Annotated in this window: 21 protein-coding genes; 8 read left to right on the forward strand and 13 right to left on the reverse strand. The window is 57.5% G+C overall.

Annotated elements, in window-relative coordinates:
* Positions 1-80: 80 nt before the first annotated feature.
* Together AC2FH9_RS15320 and map are read left to right on the forward strand one after the other, a co-directional pair.
* A complete protein-coding gene (locus AC2FH9_RS15320) occupies positions 81-1,004 on the forward strand; it encodes a LysR family transcriptional regulator (RefSeq protein WP_496698153.1) in 924 nt (307 codons plus the stop codon).
* Positions 1,005-1,250: 246 nt separating this feature from the next.
* Entirely contained in the window at positions 1,251-2,063 is an 813-nt protein-coding gene (gene map / locus AC2FH9_RS15325; protein ID WP_271952408.1) for a type I methionyl aminopeptidase, read from the forward strand.
* Here map and AC2FH9_RS15330 read toward each other — a convergent pair.
* From AC2FH9_RS15330 to AC2FH9_RS15345, 4 genes are read right to left on the reverse strand one after another with little or no spacing between them, the layout of a single operon-like run.
* Positions 2,051-2,230: a hypothetical protein gene (locus AC2FH9_RS15330; protein WP_496697820.1), complete on the reverse strand. Its 180-nt coding sequence runs from the start codon at positions 2,228-2,230 to the stop codon at positions 2,051-2,053. The genes map and AC2FH9_RS15330 overlap by 13 nt on opposite strands.
* Positions 2,231-2,254: 24 nt before the next feature.
* Complete coding sequence (locus tag AC2FH9_RS15335; RefSeq protein WP_496872104.1) at positions 2,255-2,902, reverse strand: HAD family hydrolase; 648 nt, start codon at positions 2,900-2,902, stop codon at positions 2,255-2,257.
* Positions 2,883-3,443: a 16S rRNA (guanine(966)-N(2))-methyltransferase RsmD gene (gene rsmD, locus AC2FH9_RS15340; protein ID WP_496690247.1), complete on the reverse strand. Its 561-nt coding sequence runs from the start codon at positions 3,441-3,443 to the stop codon at positions 2,883-2,885. The genes AC2FH9_RS15335 and rsmD overlap by 20 nt, the downstream gene beginning before the upstream one ends.
* Positions 3,440-4,651 (reverse strand): NAD(P)/FAD-dependent oxidoreductase, encoded by a 1,212-nt coding sequence (locus AC2FH9_RS15345; RefSeq protein ID WP_496872106.1) that lies wholly within the window; start codon positions 4,649-4,651, stop codon positions 3,440-3,442. Before AC2FH9_RS15345 ends, rsmD begins: the two co-directional genes overlap by 4 nt.
* A 99-nt stretch (positions 4,652-4,750) precedes the next feature.
* Here AC2FH9_RS15345 and AC2FH9_RS15350 point away from each other — a divergent pair, with 99 nt between their 5' ends.
* From AC2FH9_RS15350 to AC2FH9_RS15365, 4 genes are all read left to right on the forward strand, one after another.
* Complete coding sequence (locus AC2FH9_RS15350; RefSeq protein WP_142638675.1) at positions 4,751-5,236, forward strand: peroxiredoxin; 486 nt, start codon at positions 4,751-4,753, stop codon at positions 5,234-5,236.
* Between the two features lie 102 nt (positions 5,237-5,338).
* Positions 5,339-5,584, forward strand: coding sequence for a glycine zipper 2TM domain-containing protein (locus AC2FH9_RS15355; protein ID WP_271952399.1), 246 nt, complete (start codon positions 5,339-5,341; stop codon positions 5,582-5,584).
* Between the two features lie 11 nt (positions 5,585-5,595).
* Complete coding sequence (locus tag AC2FH9_RS15360; RefSeq protein ID WP_496678396.1) at positions 5,596-5,940, forward strand: EF-hand domain-containing protein; 345 nt, start codon at positions 5,596-5,598, stop codon at positions 5,938-5,940.
* 33 nt (positions 5,941-5,973) lie between these two features.
* Positions 5,974-6,285, forward strand: coding sequence for a hypothetical protein (locus AC2FH9_RS15365; protein WP_496750635.1), 312 nt, complete (start codon positions 5,974-5,976; stop codon positions 6,283-6,285).
* Here the strand turns inward: AC2FH9_RS15365 and AC2FH9_RS15370 are convergent.
* The 4 genes from AC2FH9_RS15370 to AC2FH9_RS15385 are packed head-to-tail and all read right to left on the reverse strand — an operon-like array spanning position 6,282 to position 9,024.
* Positions 6,282-6,575, reverse strand: coding sequence for a 4a-hydroxytetrahydrobiopterin dehydratase (locus tag AC2FH9_RS15370; protein WP_142638667.1), 294 nt, complete (start codon positions 6,573-6,575; stop codon positions 6,282-6,284). The genes AC2FH9_RS15365 and AC2FH9_RS15370 overlap by 4 nt on opposite strands.
* Positions 6,572-7,759: a GNAT family N-acetyltransferase gene (locus AC2FH9_RS15375; protein WP_496690250.1), complete on the reverse strand. Its 1,188-nt coding sequence runs from the start codon at positions 7,757-7,759 to the stop codon at positions 6,572-6,574. The genes AC2FH9_RS15370 and AC2FH9_RS15375 overlap by 4 nt, the downstream gene beginning before the upstream one ends.
* Before the next feature lie 45 nt (positions 7,760-7,804).
* Entirely contained in the window at positions 7,805-8,572 is a 768-nt protein-coding gene (locus tag AC2FH9_RS15380) for a glycerophosphodiester phosphodiesterase family protein (RefSeq protein WP_496692766.1), read from the reverse strand.
* Entirely contained in the window at positions 8,569-9,024 is a 456-nt protein-coding gene (locus AC2FH9_RS15385; RefSeq protein ID WP_142638661.1) for a RidA family protein, read from the reverse strand. Before AC2FH9_RS15385 ends, AC2FH9_RS15380 begins: the two co-directional genes overlap by 4 nt.
* 345 nt (positions 9,025-9,369) lie before the next feature.
* Between AC2FH9_RS15385 and AC2FH9_RS15390 the strand changes: the two genes are divergently transcribed.
* Positions 9,370-10,140 (forward strand): MlaA family lipoprotein, encoded by a 771-nt coding sequence (locus AC2FH9_RS15390; RefSeq protein ID WP_142638706.1) that lies wholly within the window; start codon positions 9,370-9,372, stop codon positions 10,138-10,140.
* The gene (locus tag AC2FH9_RS15395) at positions 10,130-10,738 is read left to right on the forward strand and encodes an MlaC/ttg2D family ABC transporter substrate-binding protein (protein WP_496692767.1); all 609 of its coding nucleotides are present in this window, start codon (positions 10,130-10,132) and stop codon (positions 10,736-10,738) included. The genes AC2FH9_RS15390 and AC2FH9_RS15395 overlap by 11 nt, the downstream gene beginning before the upstream one ends.
* A 2-nt stretch (positions 10,739-10,740) precedes the next feature.
* On the opposite strand, the gene AC2FH9_RS15400 is transcribed toward AC2FH9_RS15395, so the two are convergent.
* The 5 genes from AC2FH9_RS15400 to AC2FH9_RS15420 form a co-directional block, all read right to left on the reverse strand.
* Entirely contained in the window at positions 10,741-11,073 is a 333-nt protein-coding gene (locus tag AC2FH9_RS15400) for a putative quinol monooxygenase (RefSeq protein WP_496872110.1), read from the reverse strand.
* 92 nt (positions 11,074-11,165) lie between these two features.
* Positions 11,166-12,263, reverse strand: coding sequence for an ABC transporter ATP-binding protein (locus tag AC2FH9_RS15405; RefSeq protein WP_496872112.1), 1,098 nt, complete (start codon positions 12,261-12,263; stop codon positions 11,166-11,168).
* Positions 12,264-12,267: 4 nt separating this feature from the next.
* A complete protein-coding gene (locus AC2FH9_RS15410) occupies positions 12,268-13,167 on the reverse strand; it encodes a carbohydrate ABC transporter permease (protein WP_271952391.1) in 900 nt (299 codons plus the stop codon).
* Positions 13,160-14,032: a carbohydrate ABC transporter permease gene (locus AC2FH9_RS15415; protein WP_142638652.1), complete on the reverse strand. Its 873-nt coding sequence runs from the start codon at positions 14,030-14,032 to the stop codon at positions 13,160-13,162. The genes AC2FH9_RS15410 and AC2FH9_RS15415 overlap by 8 nt, the downstream gene beginning before the upstream one ends.
* Positions 14,033-14,088: 56 nt before the next feature.
* Positions 14,089-15,333 (reverse strand): ABC transporter substrate-binding protein, encoded by a 1,245-nt coding sequence (locus AC2FH9_RS15420; RefSeq protein ID WP_271952389.1) that lies wholly within the window; start codon positions 15,331-15,333, stop codon positions 14,089-14,091.
* Between the last annotated feature and the right edge of the window lie 54 nt (positions 15,334-15,387).

A 15,387-nucleotide genomic window follows, 5' to 3' on the forward strand; every position in this document is an offset into this window, starting at 1 on the left:
GCACGTATATTTTTGCACGATTTGTTTCGACGGAAAAATAGTATTAAAAGATCATCATTATCACAAATTCAGAGATAGAAATGCCACTGACCCTTAAAGCAATGGAGTATTTCACGACTGCCCTGCGTCATGGGAGCATCGTAAAAGCGGCGGCGGAGCTGAACATCGCGGCCTCCGCAGTTTCCAGCGCGATTGATCAGGTCGAAGCGGAATTCGATCTGACCCTTGTGATCCGCCAGCGCGCGCGAGGAATCCAGGCGAATGCGGCTGGGCGAGATGTGGCGCGAAAATGCGAACACCTATTGGAGGACTATCGGTCTCTTCTGATTGAAGGAACGGAGCTGAAACAGTCGCAAAGCGGAACGTTGAAGATTGGTTACTATGCTCCCATCGCGCCCGCGTTCCTCCCGCAAGTTTTTGATGCGCTCTTGCCAAACCGAGCTGATATCACCCTTGAGCTGGAAGAATGTAACAATGATGAGGCACAGGATGGGCTGCTCAAGGGGAGATATGATGCCATTTTGTTTGTGGCTGAAGGTGTTCGGCCTTCCATCGAATTTGACACTTTGATTGCGGCACCCCCGTATTGCTTGCTGCCAGAGTCCCATCCATTGGCAGGCCAGGATGCAGTCACGATGGCTCAGATTGCAAAGGAACCCTTGATCGTGCTGAACCGTCCCGTGGCCGCCTCCTATTACGAAGGTCTGTTTCAATCTGGAACACGGCAAGCGCCCGTCTCGGCCTATGCGAACTCGACCGAAATGGTACGCTGCCTTGTCGCCGCAGGCAGGGGGTGCGCCATCCTGAACATGCTGCCGCTGACATCCGAAACCTACGGAGGCTCGCCCGTCGTCGCCCGTCCGATTTCAGATACCTTGCCACCATTGACGCTGGCCCTCGGTTACGACCGCGCGCGCCCAAGGCGGATCGTTAAAGAATTCGCGCAAGCCTGCCGCGATCACTTCACTGCATCTGGGCCAACTCGATGTGTTATTTCGAGCTAGTCCGAGATAAGCGGCCATTGGGGCGCATGCAGCGAAATGGTGCTATGTCCCGCCAAGCCGACATTAGCACCCCCTCTGACTGGGCAATGTGCTCAGAAAAAGCACGCGCCCAACAAAGGCGATCCGACCAATCCTTGAAGCCACGGCATTGATCCCCATCTTAACCCGCGACCGTGCGCCCTCTGGTACTTTCTGCACAAGCAGCGTAAAAAGGGTGCTGCGCGAAATATTTGGAGCCTCGCATCGATGAAAGAACATCGTGGCCGTCTGACCAAGGACGGTATCCGTATCTATGAACAGGGTGACTTTGCCGGCATGCAGGCGGCAGGGGCTTTGGCTGCGCGGATATTGGATGATATTGCCGATCATGTGTTTGTCGGCCAGACCACTGGCGCGATTGACGGGCTCATCACGCAGATGGTCGAGGATGCGGGCGCAACATCGGCCACGATTGGCTATAAGGGCTATCAGCATGCCAGCTGTATCAGCGTCAATCACGTGGTCTGCCACGGCATTCCCGGCGACAAAAAGCTGAAGGATGGCGATATCCTGAATATCGACGTGACCGTTATTGTCGACGGCTGGTTCGGGGATACCTCGCGCATGTATGTAGCGGGAAAGCTGCCGCGCAAAGCCGAACGGTTGATCCAGATCACTCATGATGCTCTGTTCAAGGGCATCGAGATGGTCAAACCCGGCAACACGTTCGGCGATATCGGCCACGCGATTCAATCATTTGTCGAGGCACACCGGATGAGCGTAGTCCGCGATTTTTGCGGCCACGGGCTGGGCCGGGTCTTCCATGCACCGCCAAACGTTCTGCACTATGGCCGTCCGGGCACTGGTGCGGTTCTGGAAGAGGGCATGTTCTTTACCATCGAACCGATGGTCAATCTGGGCCGCCCCGAGACCAAGACGCTGGCCGATGACTGGACCGCCGTGACGCGCGACAAATCACTGTCGGCACAGTTTGAACACTCGGTCGGTGTAACGGCAGATGGGGTCGAGATCTTTACCCTGTCGCCAGGCGGTAAGTACCACCCGACTTATTCTTCCTGATCCGCGGCCTGTTCCCGTAGCAGCTTTAGCAGCAAGGTTTCCGGCCCCCATGGCGTGACCGCATCATGGATGAAAACCGGCGCGCGCAGAGGTGTGCGCTGGGGATCGGTTGCGGTGTCAGCCTCTTGCGGAAGTGACCAATTCGACGGGGTCAGTGCACGGTCCATGCCCCGCAGGGTAACATGACAGGGTCAAATCCCCAAAAGCGCCGGGACCTGCGCCATGTCAGAGAAGACTTCGCCCCCCGCAGCGGCCAGTTTTTCACCGCCACCATGCGGCGCATAGGCCAAACAGCGCATATGTGCCCTGCTTGCTGCGGTCAGGCCGCTGAGGCTGTCCTCGATCACCACGGGGTTTACGGCGTTGAAACGCTCAGCCGCTGTCAGAAACAATGTCGGGTCCGGCTTGGCCGTTCCCAGGACATGGGCCGAAAAGGCGACATCGCGAAACCGATCCCATAACCCGTTCTGACCCAAAGTGATCTGCATCTTGTCCGGGCTGCCGTTCGAGGCGACACAGAAAGGCAACCCGTTTGCTTCGAGAACCGCCAGCAGGTCCGCCACGCCGGGCATCAGCTGAACGCCAAGGCGGAGCCGGTCATAGGTTTCCGCATAGACCTCATCAACCCAGCCTGTGGGCAGCTCCGCGCCCAGCGCCCTTGCCTTGTCCCGCACCCCGGTCATGGTGCCCCCAACGAACAGCTTCATACTGTCTTCGATTGTCAGGTTCAGGCCATAACGGGCAAGATTGTCGACCAGTACCTGATTGGACAGCGGCTCACTGTCGACCAGGACTCCGTCGCAATCGAAGATCACCAGATCATGCATCCGGATCGCCATTCCACATCAGGGTGATATGCGTATCGCCATATTTGCGGCTGTTTTGCAGGACGAATCCTTCGGGCGGCTGCATGGGCGCGTTTTCCTCCCAGACCACAAGGGCGCCTTGTGCGAACCAGTCCTCTGACAGGGCAGCAATCGCCTTTTGCCCAAGGGATTTACCATAGGGCGGGTCCAGGAAGATCAGGTCATAAGGCGCTGCAGGATTGGCTCCCAACCGCGTGGCGTCGCGACGGATCAACTCGGTACAGTCAGAGCTGCGGGTCAGGTCGATATTCTTGCGGATCAGGCCCTGTGACACGCGGCCATCATCGACAAAGCTCACATGTGCCGCACCGCGCGACAAGGCCTCAAGCCCCAGCGCACCGGTGCCTGCGAACAGGTCCAACACGCGCAGCCCGTCAAAATCAATCTGATGGGCCAGTACGTTGAACAGGCTTTCGCGTACCCGGTCTGTGGTCGGGCGCAGATGCGCGCCGGCGTCCCCCTTGCCGACCGAGGCCAAAGCCCGACCTCGGAAGGCTCCGGCGATGATCCTCACGCTCTGAGCAGCGGTTTCAGGTCCGCATCCGGGTCGGCCACAATAGCAGGATCAGCTGTTTTTCCGCTTTCAATCAGACGCTTACCAACCATATAGGCACGCGGATCGTTCATCGCGTCGACCGCGATCAGCTGATCGCCCTTATAGTACCAGAAGGACACGGTCTGCCCGTCACCATTGCGGGTCACCACCCGGTCATACCCGGTGTTCAAGCCCGCGATCTGCAGTTTGACGTCATACTGATCCGACCAGAACCACGGGGTCGCAGTATAATCCTTTGCCGCGCCCAACATGTTCTGGGCAACAATCTCGGCCTGATCAATCGCGTTTGGCACGCTTTCCAGACGGATACGCCCGCCAGCATGCGGGAATGAGGCGCAATCGCCCGCCGCCCAGATCGACGGATCAGAGGTGCGCCCATGCCCATCGGTCTTGATGCCATTGTCCAGCTCAAGCCCGGCCATCTCGGCCAGTTGGGTTGCAGGAGCGATGCCAACGCCGACAACAACGAAATCGACCGCCAGTTCTGTTCCATCGGTCAGCACCGCGCCGGTGACCTTGCCGTTTTCACCCAGCAGTCGCTCCAACCCGACACCTTCGCGGATATCGGCGCCATATTCGGAATGCAGCGTTCTGAAATAGTCACTGGTTTCGGGGGCGGCGACCCGTTGCAAAATGCGGTCGGCCATTTCGACCAGGGTCACCTTGACCCCGCGCTTGGCGCAAACGGCTGCGGCCTCAAGCCCGATGTATCCCCCACCCACGATCAGCGCACGCGCGCCTTCGGACACATAGGGTTCCATTTCGTCCACATGGGACAGATCACGCACCACATGCACCCCTTCCAAATCGCCGCCAATAGCGGCTGGAAGGCGGCGCGGATCCGATCCAGTGGTCAGGGCCAGCTCATCATAAGAAACAACCTCATCACCCAGCGTCACCGTCTTGGCCTGCGGGTCAATACCGGTCACACGCTGACCAAGGCGCAGGGTGATATTGTTATCGGTATAGAAGTTTTCGGGGCGCAGGAAGAGGCGCTCTAGCCCCATCTCACCCAGAAGATAGGCCTTGGACAAAGGCGGTCTCTGATAGGGCAAATGCGGCTCTGCGCCAATCAGAGTAATCTCGCCGTCGAACCCATCTTTGCGCAGCCGGGCGACAAGCGAAGCACCTGCCTGGCCGGCGCCAATCACGACAATATGGCTCATATTCCCCTCACCCTGTCGAATTCCCGTGGTCACTTTTGTTAGCTCACCTATATTGCGGCTAGGCCCGACTCTGCAAATCCAAATGACAGGAGCGAAAAAATGATTTCAACAGGTGACACTCTGCCCGACGCGACATTGACCCAAATGGGGGCAAATGGCCCTGAAGAGGTCCGCGTTTCGGACAAGACCAAAGGCCGCAAGGTTGTCATTTTCGCCGTGCCCGGCGCCTATACCGGCACGTGCACAACAGCGCATGTTCCAAGCTTTATGCGTACCAAAGACCAGTTCGATGCAAAAGGCGTGGAAGAAATCATCTGCATCTCGGTCAACGATCCCTTTGTCATGAGCGCCTGGGGCGAGTCCACCGGCGCAACTGCGACTGGCCTAACCATGTTGGCCGATGCGGCGTCTGAATTCACCAAAGCCATCGGGATGGATTTCGACGCCCCGCCCGTTGGTCTGATCGGCAGGTCCAAGCGCTATGCGATGCTGGTCGAAGACGGCAAAGTGGTCGCCATGAACCTGGAGGAAAATCCCGGCGTCTGCGAGATATCCGCAGGTGAAGGGCTGTTAGAGGTTATCTGACCTGATCTGGCCCCAGTGCCGCTGGGGCCATTTTCGCAATTTAACTTGCGACACTCTTATGATGGGCGAATACTTGGTACATATTCATCAGGGAGTTTATTTATGAACCTAAAGACATTTACCTTTCTTTTAGGTCTGACCGGTGCACTTGGCGCTTGTGGACCGGCCCCTACCCCGCAGCAACAGGCCGCACGACAGCATGAGATCGCTTGCCTGAGCGGCACAGTGGGTGGTGCCTTGCTGGGCGGCGTCATCGGCAATCAGTTTGGCGGCGGTTCCGGGAAAACCATCCTGACGGCAGCGGGTGCTGCGGTCGGCGGCGTTGAAGGTCAGAGGTTCGCATGTTGAGAGGGATGAAGATGAAAACCGCAATCGTCCTGTCGATGTTGTCCCTGGCGGGTGCCGCAACGGCCGAAACCGTGGCAGAGCTGCATGAGAATGAGCTTAAGGCCATCGACACCAATAATGACGGCTTCCTGTCGAAAGATGAGTTCGACGCCTTTTCCGACTATGCGTTCCAGACGATGGATGAGGACAAGAACGGCACATTGGGCCTGGATGAAGCCAAGCCGTTTCTGGATATAAAGCAATTCCAAAAGGTTGACCGGGACCGGGATAATAATATTTCAAGAACGGAATACGATCAGCATATGACCGAAGATTTTATTTCTGCTGATCAGAACAGCAACGGTCAACTGGACTAGGCTCTGCGGCCTTGGGCCAGACAGGAGTATGCAATGACCAAATGGAGTGCTCTTTTTGCGTTGGGGTTGCTTGCTGCATGTGATGTGCCGCAGGCCCCTATTGTGACCGGCCCTGATGGCCAATCGAGGATTGAGATCAGCGCCACTGGCCTGACCTGCTATGACCGGCGTTGTCTCGACATCAACCCCGCAGCACGGTCCGTGCGCATGATCGGCAACAGAACTACCCGGATACCTGCCGAAATCGACGTTAGTGACAACCTGGTCACCCCAGCTGAGTTCAAGCGGCTGGGTCAGGTTGCCAGCCTTGCCGGTGGTGTCGGATCACGCGGTGACAGCGGTTAGACCAGGCTGTCCATCTTGCGGGCCAGTTTGGCGTCAAGCGCCGAAAGCCCGCCGACATCATGGGTGGACAGCGTCACCTCGACCGTGCGGTAGACATTGAACCATTCGGGATGATGGTTCCATTTCTCGGCAAACATAGACACTTGGGTCATCCAACCAAAGGCGTGGACGAAGTCCTCGAACATAAAGGTCTTGGTGATCGCATCCCGGTCCTTGACCATGGTCCAGCCGCTTTTGAACAGCGGGTCCAGCAAGGGGCCACGGGTCTCGGTCGACAGAAGTTCAGTCATTGGTGTTCCTCCGGGTTCGACTTTCTGAACGGGCCATAATCAGTCAGAATCTCGATTTCTTCTCCCACTGCTTGGGCCTCGGCGTCCAGATATTTTTTGATCGCATCGGCAAAGCTGGGGTCATTGACCCAGTGCAGGCTGTGCGTGCGCGTGGGAAGATAGCCGCGCGCCAGCTTGTGTTCGCCCTGCGCCCCAGCCTCGACCCGAGCCAGGCCTTGCGCAATGGCAAAGTCGATTGCCCTATAATAGCACAGTTCGAAATGCAGGCAGGCATGATGTTCGACGCAGCCCCAGTAACGGCCATAAAGCGTTTCGCGCCCGATAAAGTTCAGCGCCCCCGCAATCGGATACCCGCCGCGCTCGGCCAGCACCAATGCCATGTCATCCGCCATGGTTTCTTGCGCAATATCAAAGAACTGCCGCGTCAGATAGGGCACGCCCCATTTCCGAGCGCCGGTATCCTGATAGAACTCCCAGAACGCGTCCCAATGTTCGGGGCGCAGGTCATCACCGGTCAACGCGCGGATTTCGCCGCCAAAGGCGCAGGCCTGCGCGCGTTCCTTGCGGATGTTCTTGCGTTTGCGCGAGGACAAAGCGGCCAGAAATCCATCGAAATCCGCATACCCGTCGTTTAGCCAGTGAAATTGCTGGGAATGGCGCAGCATCAGGCCCATCTGTTCGCCCGCCAACGCCTCATCTTCAGTGCAAAAGGTCGTATGGACCGACGATACCTGATTATCCGCGGCCAGCTGCACCGCCCCCTGTACCAAGGCGGACATGCCCACCGCCTGATATCCCGGCCGCAGCAGAAAGCGGCGCCCGGTGGCCGGGGTGAACGGCACGGCAATCTGCAGTTTGGGATAATACCGCCCGCCGGCGTTTTCATAGGCATGCGCCCAGTTGTGGTCGAAAATATATTCGCCCTGACTATGCGATTTGGCGTACATCGGGGCGGCCCCGATCAACATTCCGTCCAGATAAACCGTCAGGTATTGCGGCTGCCAACCGGTACCCGGCCCGACCGACCCGCTTTCCTCCAAAGCCAAAAGAAAGCGATGAGTGGTAAAGGGATCAAGCGGACGGCCCCCATCCGCAGCCTCGGGGCAGGCACAGCTGTCCCACTCTGCCGCAGTAATCTGCGAGAGCGATCCAAGTACCCGAACCTCGATTTGTGCCTGATCCATGTGCCCTCTGCGTTTGATCTTTATCTGTGACGGAAGGGGCGCGGTTCAACCCGGATGCGCGGCTAAGTACCCTTCGAAAGTCACATTATCGGCAATCTTGCGAGCCTCGGCCTCTTGCGCAGCCGAGCGAACGGTCCAGCACAGGACCGGAACACCCTGCGCCTTCAGCTCGGCAACCCTTGGGCGGGACAAGTCTTCGGCTTCGTGGCTGATGAAACTGGCCCCGACCCTTGCGAAATCCGGGATGTCCCGCAGGTAATCGCACACCGCCGCAGGCAAAAGTTCGACTTTGGGCTGATACGAACAGGTCGTGATCCCCCTGGGCAAATGCGGCGCCAACCGCGCCAGTTCAGCCACCGAATTGGGGTTGAACGACATCAGCGCCACCGGACCTTCATAACCCTCAAGGGCTCGTACAGTATCACGCTCGAGCGGGCCCACATTCAGGCCCATCACACCGTCCTGATCCTTAAGCTCGATCAGCAGGGGTACCTTGCCCGCCACGATTTCCAGCACATCATCCAGTGTCGGAATGCCGTCATCAGCGTGCAACAGCTGTGTCTCGGACGCTACCTGCGCCGAAATCTGCCGAACTGGCCCCGGTCGCCCGGTCAGTCGCCCCAGGTCATAGTCGTGAAAGACCAAAGCCCGGTTGTCGGCGCTCAACTGCAGATCAATCTCAATCCCGTAACCGGCCATAACAGCGGCACGAACCGCCGCCCGGCTGTTTTCCGGGCGGTTGTCCAATTTGTCGTGCAGGGCCCGATGCGTGATCGGGGCCTGTAGGAACGTAGCGGGCAGTACCGGGGTCATGCGATCTCGAAGATGCCTTCGATCTCAACCGCGACGCCCAACGGCAACGACGCTGCACTCACGGCCGAGCGCGAATGGCGACCAGCCTCGCCCAGCGCCTCGACCAGAAAGTCCGACGCACCATTGATCACCTGCGGCTGGTCGGTGAAATCGGCGGTTGAATTCACAAACCCTGTCAGTTTGATCACACGCACCAGCTTTTCTATATCGCCACCGCAAGCAGCCTTGACCTGCGCCAGAAGATTGATCGCGCAGACCTTGGCAGCCGCAGCACCGGCTGCAACATCCATGTTATCACCCAGCTTGCCGGTGATCAGTTCCGCATCCTTGGAAATCTGTCCTGAAACGTAGACGATATTGCCGACCCGCACGAAAGGCACATAGTTGGCGGCGGGCGCCGGCCCGTCCGGCAGACTGATTCCCAGGCTTTCCAGTTTTGCTGCGATACTCATCTGTTGATCCTCACCTGATATAGACTCGGCCGGACGCTATCCGGGATCGTTCGGCTGGAAAAGTGTGAAACCAGTAAAACTGCGGTCAGTGGCGTATTAAGCGTAACTTCTCTTATCCCGAGGTGTTGAACTTGTGTCACTTTACCAGATGCAGTCGGCCGGGTTAAACGCGAACTGTTTCAAAATGGGCCCAAAACCTTTATGTGACGACAGATTGAGCCGCAAAATGGCCGCAGGCATTATTGATTGAGCGTCCAGCCCCACTCACAAAACGGCTGGCGCGTTTGGAGTTGAAATACCGTGTTGAGCAAGATCAGATTCAAGCCCCTGATTGTCGTGACCCTGATGACCGTTCTTGGCGCTTGTGCGTCCCAACCCGCCGATCAGGCCGCGCGCGGCGATACTTTCGATCCCTACGAGAATACAAACCGCGGCATTCACAAGTTCAATCTGGGCGTCGACCGGTTCCTGTTCCGTCCGGCCTCGAAGGGCTATGTGAAAATCGTGCCCGATCCGATGGTGACCAGTTTCAACCATTTTGCCGAAAACCTGACTATGCCGGGTCAGGCTCTGGATTATCTGCTGCAGGGCAATCTGAAGCAGTCGGGCAATGCCCTGCTGCGGTTCCTCATCAATACGACCGTTGGTGGCGCGGGTCTGTCTGACCCGGCCAGCGAATTGAACCTGCCGCCCGTGGATACCGATTTCGGTGAAACCCTGCACGTCTGGGGTTTTGGCGAAGGCGCCTATGTGGAATTGCCCTTCTATGGCCCCTCAACATCCAGGGATGCGGTCGGCGTCGTCGTCAACCTGTTTTCGAACCCGATCAACTTCACACCGGTGCGCCCGGTCGAGAATATTGGCGTCTACGCCGAAATCGTAAGGCGGATGGGCGACCGTGGACGGTTCTCGGACACAGTCGATTCCATCCTCTATGAAAGTGCTGACAGCTATAAGCAGGCACAAACAATTTACCTGCAAAATCGACGTTTCGAACTGGCACGCGATGATGAGGACGCCTATCTGGGATTGTATGACGATCCCTATGCAGATATCGGGACCGACCCTGTCAGAGACCCCTACCTTGACCCCTACGAGGATCCATATGCCGAGTAATTATTTGAAGAGAAGAGAGTTTATTGCATCTGGCATCGCCGGCCTGGCGCTAGCCACCCTCCCCTTGCCAGGCTTTGCCCAGACAGAGGCCAGTGCAAAAGCGTTGGTCGTTAGCGTTGTGGATGACATCAATCGCGTCATCAGTTCGGGAAAATCCGAAAAGAGCATGATCCGCGATTTTGAGAAGATTTTCGTGCAATATGCCGATGTTCCGATCATGGCGCGCTATGTGTTGGGGGCCGATGGCCGCTCGGCCAGTGCGTCGCAGATCAGGCAGTTCACTGACGCGTTTCAGGGCTATATCTCCAGCAAATACGGGCGTCGCTTTCGCGAGTTTATTGGCGGCCAGGTGACCGTTCGCAATGCGCGCAAGATCAAAGCGGGATACGAGGTCCGCACCTCGGTCAAGCTGCAGGGATCTTCCCCGTTCGAGGTGACCTTCCTGGTGTCCGACAAATCCGGCCGCGACAAGTTCTTCAACATGTTCATCGAAGGCGTGAACATGCTGCTGACCGAACGTACCGAGATTGGCGCCATGCTGGACGCGCGCGGCGGTGATCTGAACCGTCTGATCAAGGATATGAAGCGAACCGGGTGAATTCACAGCGATTTGCTGCAGTCAAAACTTTCAAATCCGCTCGTAGTTTCGACCAGTTCGGCCTCATAGTGTGCGATCATTGGCATTGCAATGGGTTCGATCTGGTCATTCCAGACCGCCTCACCATAGAAGCTGTCCTTTTTCCTGTCGCGTTCTTCCAACGAAGAAAACGCGCGCATCCAATGCACTTTGTCAGGATTTTCCAGGTCTCTGAGCGGCCCAAACACAAGCATTCCTGCATCCCGCAACGCAGCGCGATTGTGTTTCTCAAAGAATTCTATGAACGCTTCTCGGCGGCCCGGTTTTAGTGTGTAATGTCGAATTTCCAGTATCATCGATATTCCCCGGGCAATCTCGTTGGCCTGACATGGCGTCAGTACTTGGCGAAATTGCCCGAGTTTAGCAAGAACAAGTCCTGCGCAGTGCGCTAGTTCAACCGCTCGCCGGTTTCCTTGGCAAAATAGGACACTTTGCTCATGTCAAAGGCCAGGTTCAGCTCTTGTCCGGCCTGGGCGCTGGTTTCCGCGTGCAGGCGCGCAGTGACCTGTTTGCCGCCCAGTTCGGACACAACATAGGTGTCAGCTCCGGCAGGTTCGACCATGTCGACCATGCAAACCGCTTCCTGCACGCCGTCCCCGGCGCGGAAACCGGCTTCGGCGATATCCTCGGGGCGCAGGCCCAGAATGACATCCTGCGGCAGTGACAGATCACGGGCATCCTTCAGGACTAGCGTTTCACCCGATGACCGCTCGATGGCAATTTCGGTGCCTGTGCCGTTCTTGGTTGCCTTTGCAGGGATCAGGTTCATCGCGGGTGAGCCCATGAAATCAGCCACGAACAGGTTGGCAGGGTTGTTATAGATCTCGGCCGGGCTGCCGATCTGCTGCACGATCCCGCCTTTCAGAACCACAATCTTGGTGGCCAGCGTCATCGCCTCGATCTGGTCGTGGGTCACATAAACGATAGAGGCATCCAGAGTCTGGTGCAGCTTCTTGATTTCTGTCCGCATCTCGACCCGCAGCTTGGCGTCGAGATTCGACAGCGGCTCGTCAAACAGGAACAGTTTGGGGTCGCGCACCAGCGCCCGTCCCATCGCCACCCGCTGACGTTGACCACCGGACAGCTGGCTGGGACGGCGGTTCAGCAGCGGTTCGATTTGCAGCAGCGCGGCCACATCCTTTAGCTTAGCGCCCATCGTAGCCTGATCCACGCCGCGCACTTTCATGCCAAAGGTAATGTTCTTGGCCACCGACATGGTCGGGTACAAAGCGTAGGACTGAAACACCATGGCGATGTCCCGGTCCTTAGGGCTGACATGGGTCATGTCTTTGCCACCAATGGCCAGCGTACCGCCGGTGATCGGTTCCAGCCCGGCAATGCAGTTCAGCAAGGTGGATTTACCACAGCCCGATGGGCCGACCAGCACCAGAAAGTCGCCCGGTTCGATCGAGATGTTGATATCCTTCAGGATCTCGGTTGCGCCGTAGTTCTTGTACAGCTTGTTGATATCAAGGATGGGAGCCATCATTCTATCCCTTCACAGAGCCAGCGGTCAGGCCGCGGATGAAATACTTACCGGCAACGACATAGACGAGCAGCGTCGGCAGACCCGCGATGATCGCGGCGGCCATGTCGACATTGTATTCTTTGACACCGGTGGTGGAGTTTACGATGTTGTTAAGCGCCACAGTCACAGGCTGTGTGCCCGCCTGGCTGAACGACACGCCGAACAAGAAATCATTCCAGATCTGCGTGAATTGCCAGATCACGGTTACCACGATGATCGGCAGTGACAGTGGCAGGAAGATCGACCAGAAAATCCGCAGGAACCCGGCCCCATCGACGCGAGCGGCCTTGGTCAGCTCGGCCGGGATAGAGACATAGTAGTTGCGGAAAAACAGCGTGGTGAAGCCAAGACCATAGATTACGTGGACAAAAATCAGACCCGGAATGGTTCCGGCAATACCCATCATGCCCAGAAGGCGCGCCATCGGCAGCAGGACGACCTGAAACGGAATGAAGCAACCAAACAGCATCAGCGAGAAGATGATGTTAGCCCCTTTGAACCGCCACTGCGCGACAACGTAACCATTCAGAGCACCCAGCAGGGTCGAGATGGCCACCGCAGGCACCGCAATCAGGACCGAGTTCCAGAAGTAAGGCCGCAGACCTTCGCATTGGATACCCGTGCAGGCGCCCGACCAAGCGGTTTTCCAGGCCTCGAAACTCACCTCACGCGGTAACGATATCAGACTACCGGTACGGATTTCCTCAAGACTTTTCAACGATGTCGTCAACATCACAAATAATGGCATCAGGTAATACAGCGCGAACAGGCACAGCACCACGTAAAGCAGCCAGCGCAGGGCGATTTTGCTCATGTTACTTTGACTGCGGGTTTGGGTGTGGGGCATCGACAGATCAGTCATTTTTAGCCCTCAATTCTGAGTAGAGATAAGGAACCACGATGGCAAAGACGACCAGCATCATGATCATTGCAGAAGACGCCGCCTGACCGATATCGCCGCGCGAAAAGGCCATCGCATACATGTAGGTGGCGGGCAGATCGGTCGCATAGCCCGGACCGCCTCCGGTCAGGGCGATGACAAGGTCAAAGCTCTTGATTGCCAGATGCGCCAACACGATGAAAGCCGACAAGAAAATCGGGGCCATCGACGGGATGATGATCGCGGTATAAATACGCCAGGTTGGAATACCATCGACCTGTGCGGCCTTGATGATCTCGCCATCGACCGAGCGCAGACCGGCCAGAAACAACGCCATCACAAAGCCCGAGCTTTGCCAGAGTGCGGCAATGACGATGGTGTAGATCGCGTAATCGGGATTCACAAGCCAATCGAATTCGAAGTTGGGAAAGCCCCAACCCTGCACCATGGACTCAATCCCCAGACCGGGGTTCAGGATCCACTTCCACGCCGTGCCCGTGACGATCATCGACAGCGCCATGGGGTAGAGATAGATTGTTCGGATCGCTCCTTCGACGCGGATTTTCTGATCCAGCAGGATGGCCAGCAGCAGGCCCAGCAGCATCGCGATCACGATGAACAGAGTACCAAAGATATACAGGTTGCCAATCGCCGTATCCCAGCGCGGAGAGTCGAACAGGCGCTCATACTGGATGAAGCCATGGATCTCGTATTTCGGCAGCAGTTTTGAGCGTGTAAGCGACACCCATGCGGTCCATCCGATAAATCCGTAGACAAAGATCAATACGGCGATGAACGACGGTGCCAGCACCACCTTGGGCAGGTGGTTTTCCAGCCATTCGGACATGTTTTCCTCCGGGGAAAGATGCTCTGCCCCACATCTTGGGGGCAGAGCGTATTGGATCAGTAGCTGTTGGCCACCGCGTCCGCCAGTTGCTGAACCGCGTCAGCCGAGGACATATCCGAGTTGAAATGCGCGGTCACAACATCTGTGATCGCACCAGCCTGCGACCCGCGCAGCGCCATGCCATGGGCATAAGACGGCAGCAGTGAACCACCTGCCGAGGTCGAGCCCATGTCTTCGGCCGAGATTTGCGCGCAGATGTCAAAGGCATCCAGCGACACATCGGTCCGGGCCGGGATCGAACCTTTGTTCAGGTTGAACACTTCCTGAAAGTTCGGTGCAACAATCAGCTTGGCCAGCAATTCCTGACCGGCGCGATTGTCGTCGCCCTCAACCTCGAACATGGCAAAACTGTCGACGTTATACAGATATCCATCGCCGGGGGTCGAGGCGCACAGGAAATCCTCACCAGGCTTCTTGCCCGCTGCAAGGAATTCGCCCTTGGCCCAGTCACCCATGATCTGAAAGGCCGCTTCGCCGTTCATCACCATCGCGGTGGCAAGGTTCCAGTCGCGACCCGAGAAATTCTCGTCCACATAACCACGCAGGGTGCGCATCTGGTCAAAGACCTGGATCATTGTGTCCGAGGTCAACGCCTCGGGGTCCAGATCGACCAGGGCTTTCTGATAGAATTCCGGTCCGCCAAGACCCAGCGCGACGGCTTCGAAAACCGTAGCGTCCTGCCAGGCCTGACCGCCATGCGCCAGCGGGATCACACCGGCGGCCTGCAGTTTTTCGGCTGCGGCGTTGAACTCGTCCCATGTGGTGGGCATCTCAATTCCGTTTGCGGCCAGCACATCGGCATTGGCCCAAATCCAGTCAATGCGGTGAACGTTCACCGGTGCCGCGCACCAGGTGCCCTCGCACATCATGTGACCGGCGATCGACGCGGGCAGAACCTCGGCCCAGCCCTCGGCGGCGGCCACGTTCGAGATATCGGCCAGTACGCCCTCTTCATACCATTCCTGAATCGCCGGGCCTTTCAGCTGAACCGCTGTCGGCGCGTTGCCTGCCAGAACCCGCGCCCGCAGCGCTGTCATGGCCGCATCACCGCCGCCGCCTGCGACAGGCATATCGGTCCATGTGCCCCCGTTCGAGGCAAACTCTTCCTGAAGCACGGCCACCGATTTGGCCTCGCCACCGGATGTCCACCAATGCAAGACCTCCGCCTGTGGTTCGGCCACCACAGATGATCCGGCTGCGACGGCCAATGCGGACACAGTCGCAAAAGAAAATCGTTTCATGTTTTCTCCTCCCTGAGAATTCGGTGCCAGTCAAAATGGCAATGCCGCAATACT

The sequence above is a fragment of the Ruegeria sp. CDSC081 genome, from assembly GCF_059610485.1.

Excerpts from the sequence above, each read along its gene's own strand:
- AC2FH9_RS15395 (WP_496692767.1), top strand. The coding sequence starts at position 10,130 with ATGCCGAGTAATTATTTGAAGAGAAGAGAGTTTATTGCATCTGGCATC.
- AC2FH9_RS15370 (WP_142638667.1), bottom strand. The coding sequence starts at position 6,575 with ATGACTGAACTTCTGTCGACCGAGACCCGTGGCCCCTTGCTGGACCCG.
- map (WP_271952408.1), top strand. The coding sequence starts at position 1,251 with ATGAAAGAACATCGTGGCCGTCTGACCAAGGACGGTATCCGTATCTAT.
- AC2FH9_RS15420 (WP_271952389.1), bottom strand. The coding sequence starts at position 15,333 with ATGAAACGATTTTCTTTTGCGACTGTGTCCGCATTGGCCGTCGCAGCC.
- AC2FH9_RS15355 (WP_271952399.1), top strand. The coding sequence starts at position 5,339 with ATGAACCTAAAGACATTTACCTTTCTTTTAGGTCTGACCGGTGCACTT.
- AC2FH9_RS15400 (WP_496872110.1), bottom strand. The coding sequence starts at position 11,073 with ATGATACTGGAAATTCGACATTACACACTAAAACCGGGCCGCCGAGAA.
- AC2FH9_RS15415 (WP_142638652.1), bottom strand. The coding sequence starts at position 14,032 with ATGTCCGAATGGCTGGAAAACCACCTGCCCAAGGTGGTGCTGGCACCG.
- AC2FH9_RS15330 (WP_496697820.1), bottom strand. The coding sequence starts at position 2,230 with ATGGACCGTGCACTGACCCCGTCGAATTGGTCACTTCCGCAAGAGGCT.
- AC2FH9_RS15320 (WP_496698153.1), top strand. The coding sequence starts at position 81 with ATGCCACTGACCCTTAAAGCAATGGAGTATTTCACGACTGCCCTGCGT.
- AC2FH9_RS15365 (WP_496750635.1), top strand. The coding sequence starts at position 5,974 with ATGACCAAATGGAGTGCTCTTTTTGCGTTGGGGTTGCTTGCTGCATGT.
- AC2FH9_RS15360 (WP_496678396.1), top strand. The coding sequence starts at position 5,596 with ATGAAAACCGCAATCGTCCTGTCGATGTTGTCCCTGGCGGGTGCCGCA.
- AC2FH9_RS15390 (WP_142638706.1), top strand. The coding sequence starts at position 9,370 with ATGACCGTTCTTGGCGCTTGTGCGTCCCAACCCGCCGATCAGGCCGCG.
- AC2FH9_RS15375 (WP_496690250.1), bottom strand. The coding sequence starts at position 7,759 with ATGGATCAGGCACAAATCGAGGTTCGGGTACTTGGATCGCTCTCGCAG.
- AC2FH9_RS15410 (WP_271952391.1), bottom strand. The coding sequence starts at position 13,167 with ATGACTGATCTGTCGATGCCCCACACCCAAACCCGCAGTCAAAGTAAC.
- AC2FH9_RS15380 (WP_496692766.1), bottom strand. The coding sequence starts at position 8,572 with ATGACCCCGGTACTGCCCGCTACGTTCCTACAGGCCCCGATCACGCAT.
- AC2FH9_RS15345 (WP_496872106.1), bottom strand. The coding sequence starts at position 4,651 with ATGAGCCATATTGTCGTGATTGGCGCCGGCCAGGCAGGTGCTTCGCTT.
- AC2FH9_RS15350 (WP_142638675.1), top strand. The coding sequence starts at position 4,751 with ATGATTTCAACAGGTGACACTCTGCCCGACGCGACATTGACCCAAATG.
- AC2FH9_RS15405 (WP_496872112.1), bottom strand. The coding sequence starts at position 12,263 with ATGGCTCCCATCCTTGATATCAACAAGCTGTACAAGAACTACGGCGCA.
- AC2FH9_RS15385 (WP_142638661.1), bottom strand. The coding sequence starts at position 9,024 with ATGAGTATCGCAGCAAAACTGGAAAGCCTGGGAATCAGTCTGCCGGAC.
- AC2FH9_RS15335 (WP_496872104.1), bottom strand. The coding sequence starts at position 2,902 with ATGGCGATCCGGATGCATGATCTGGTGATCTTCGATTGCGACGGAGTC.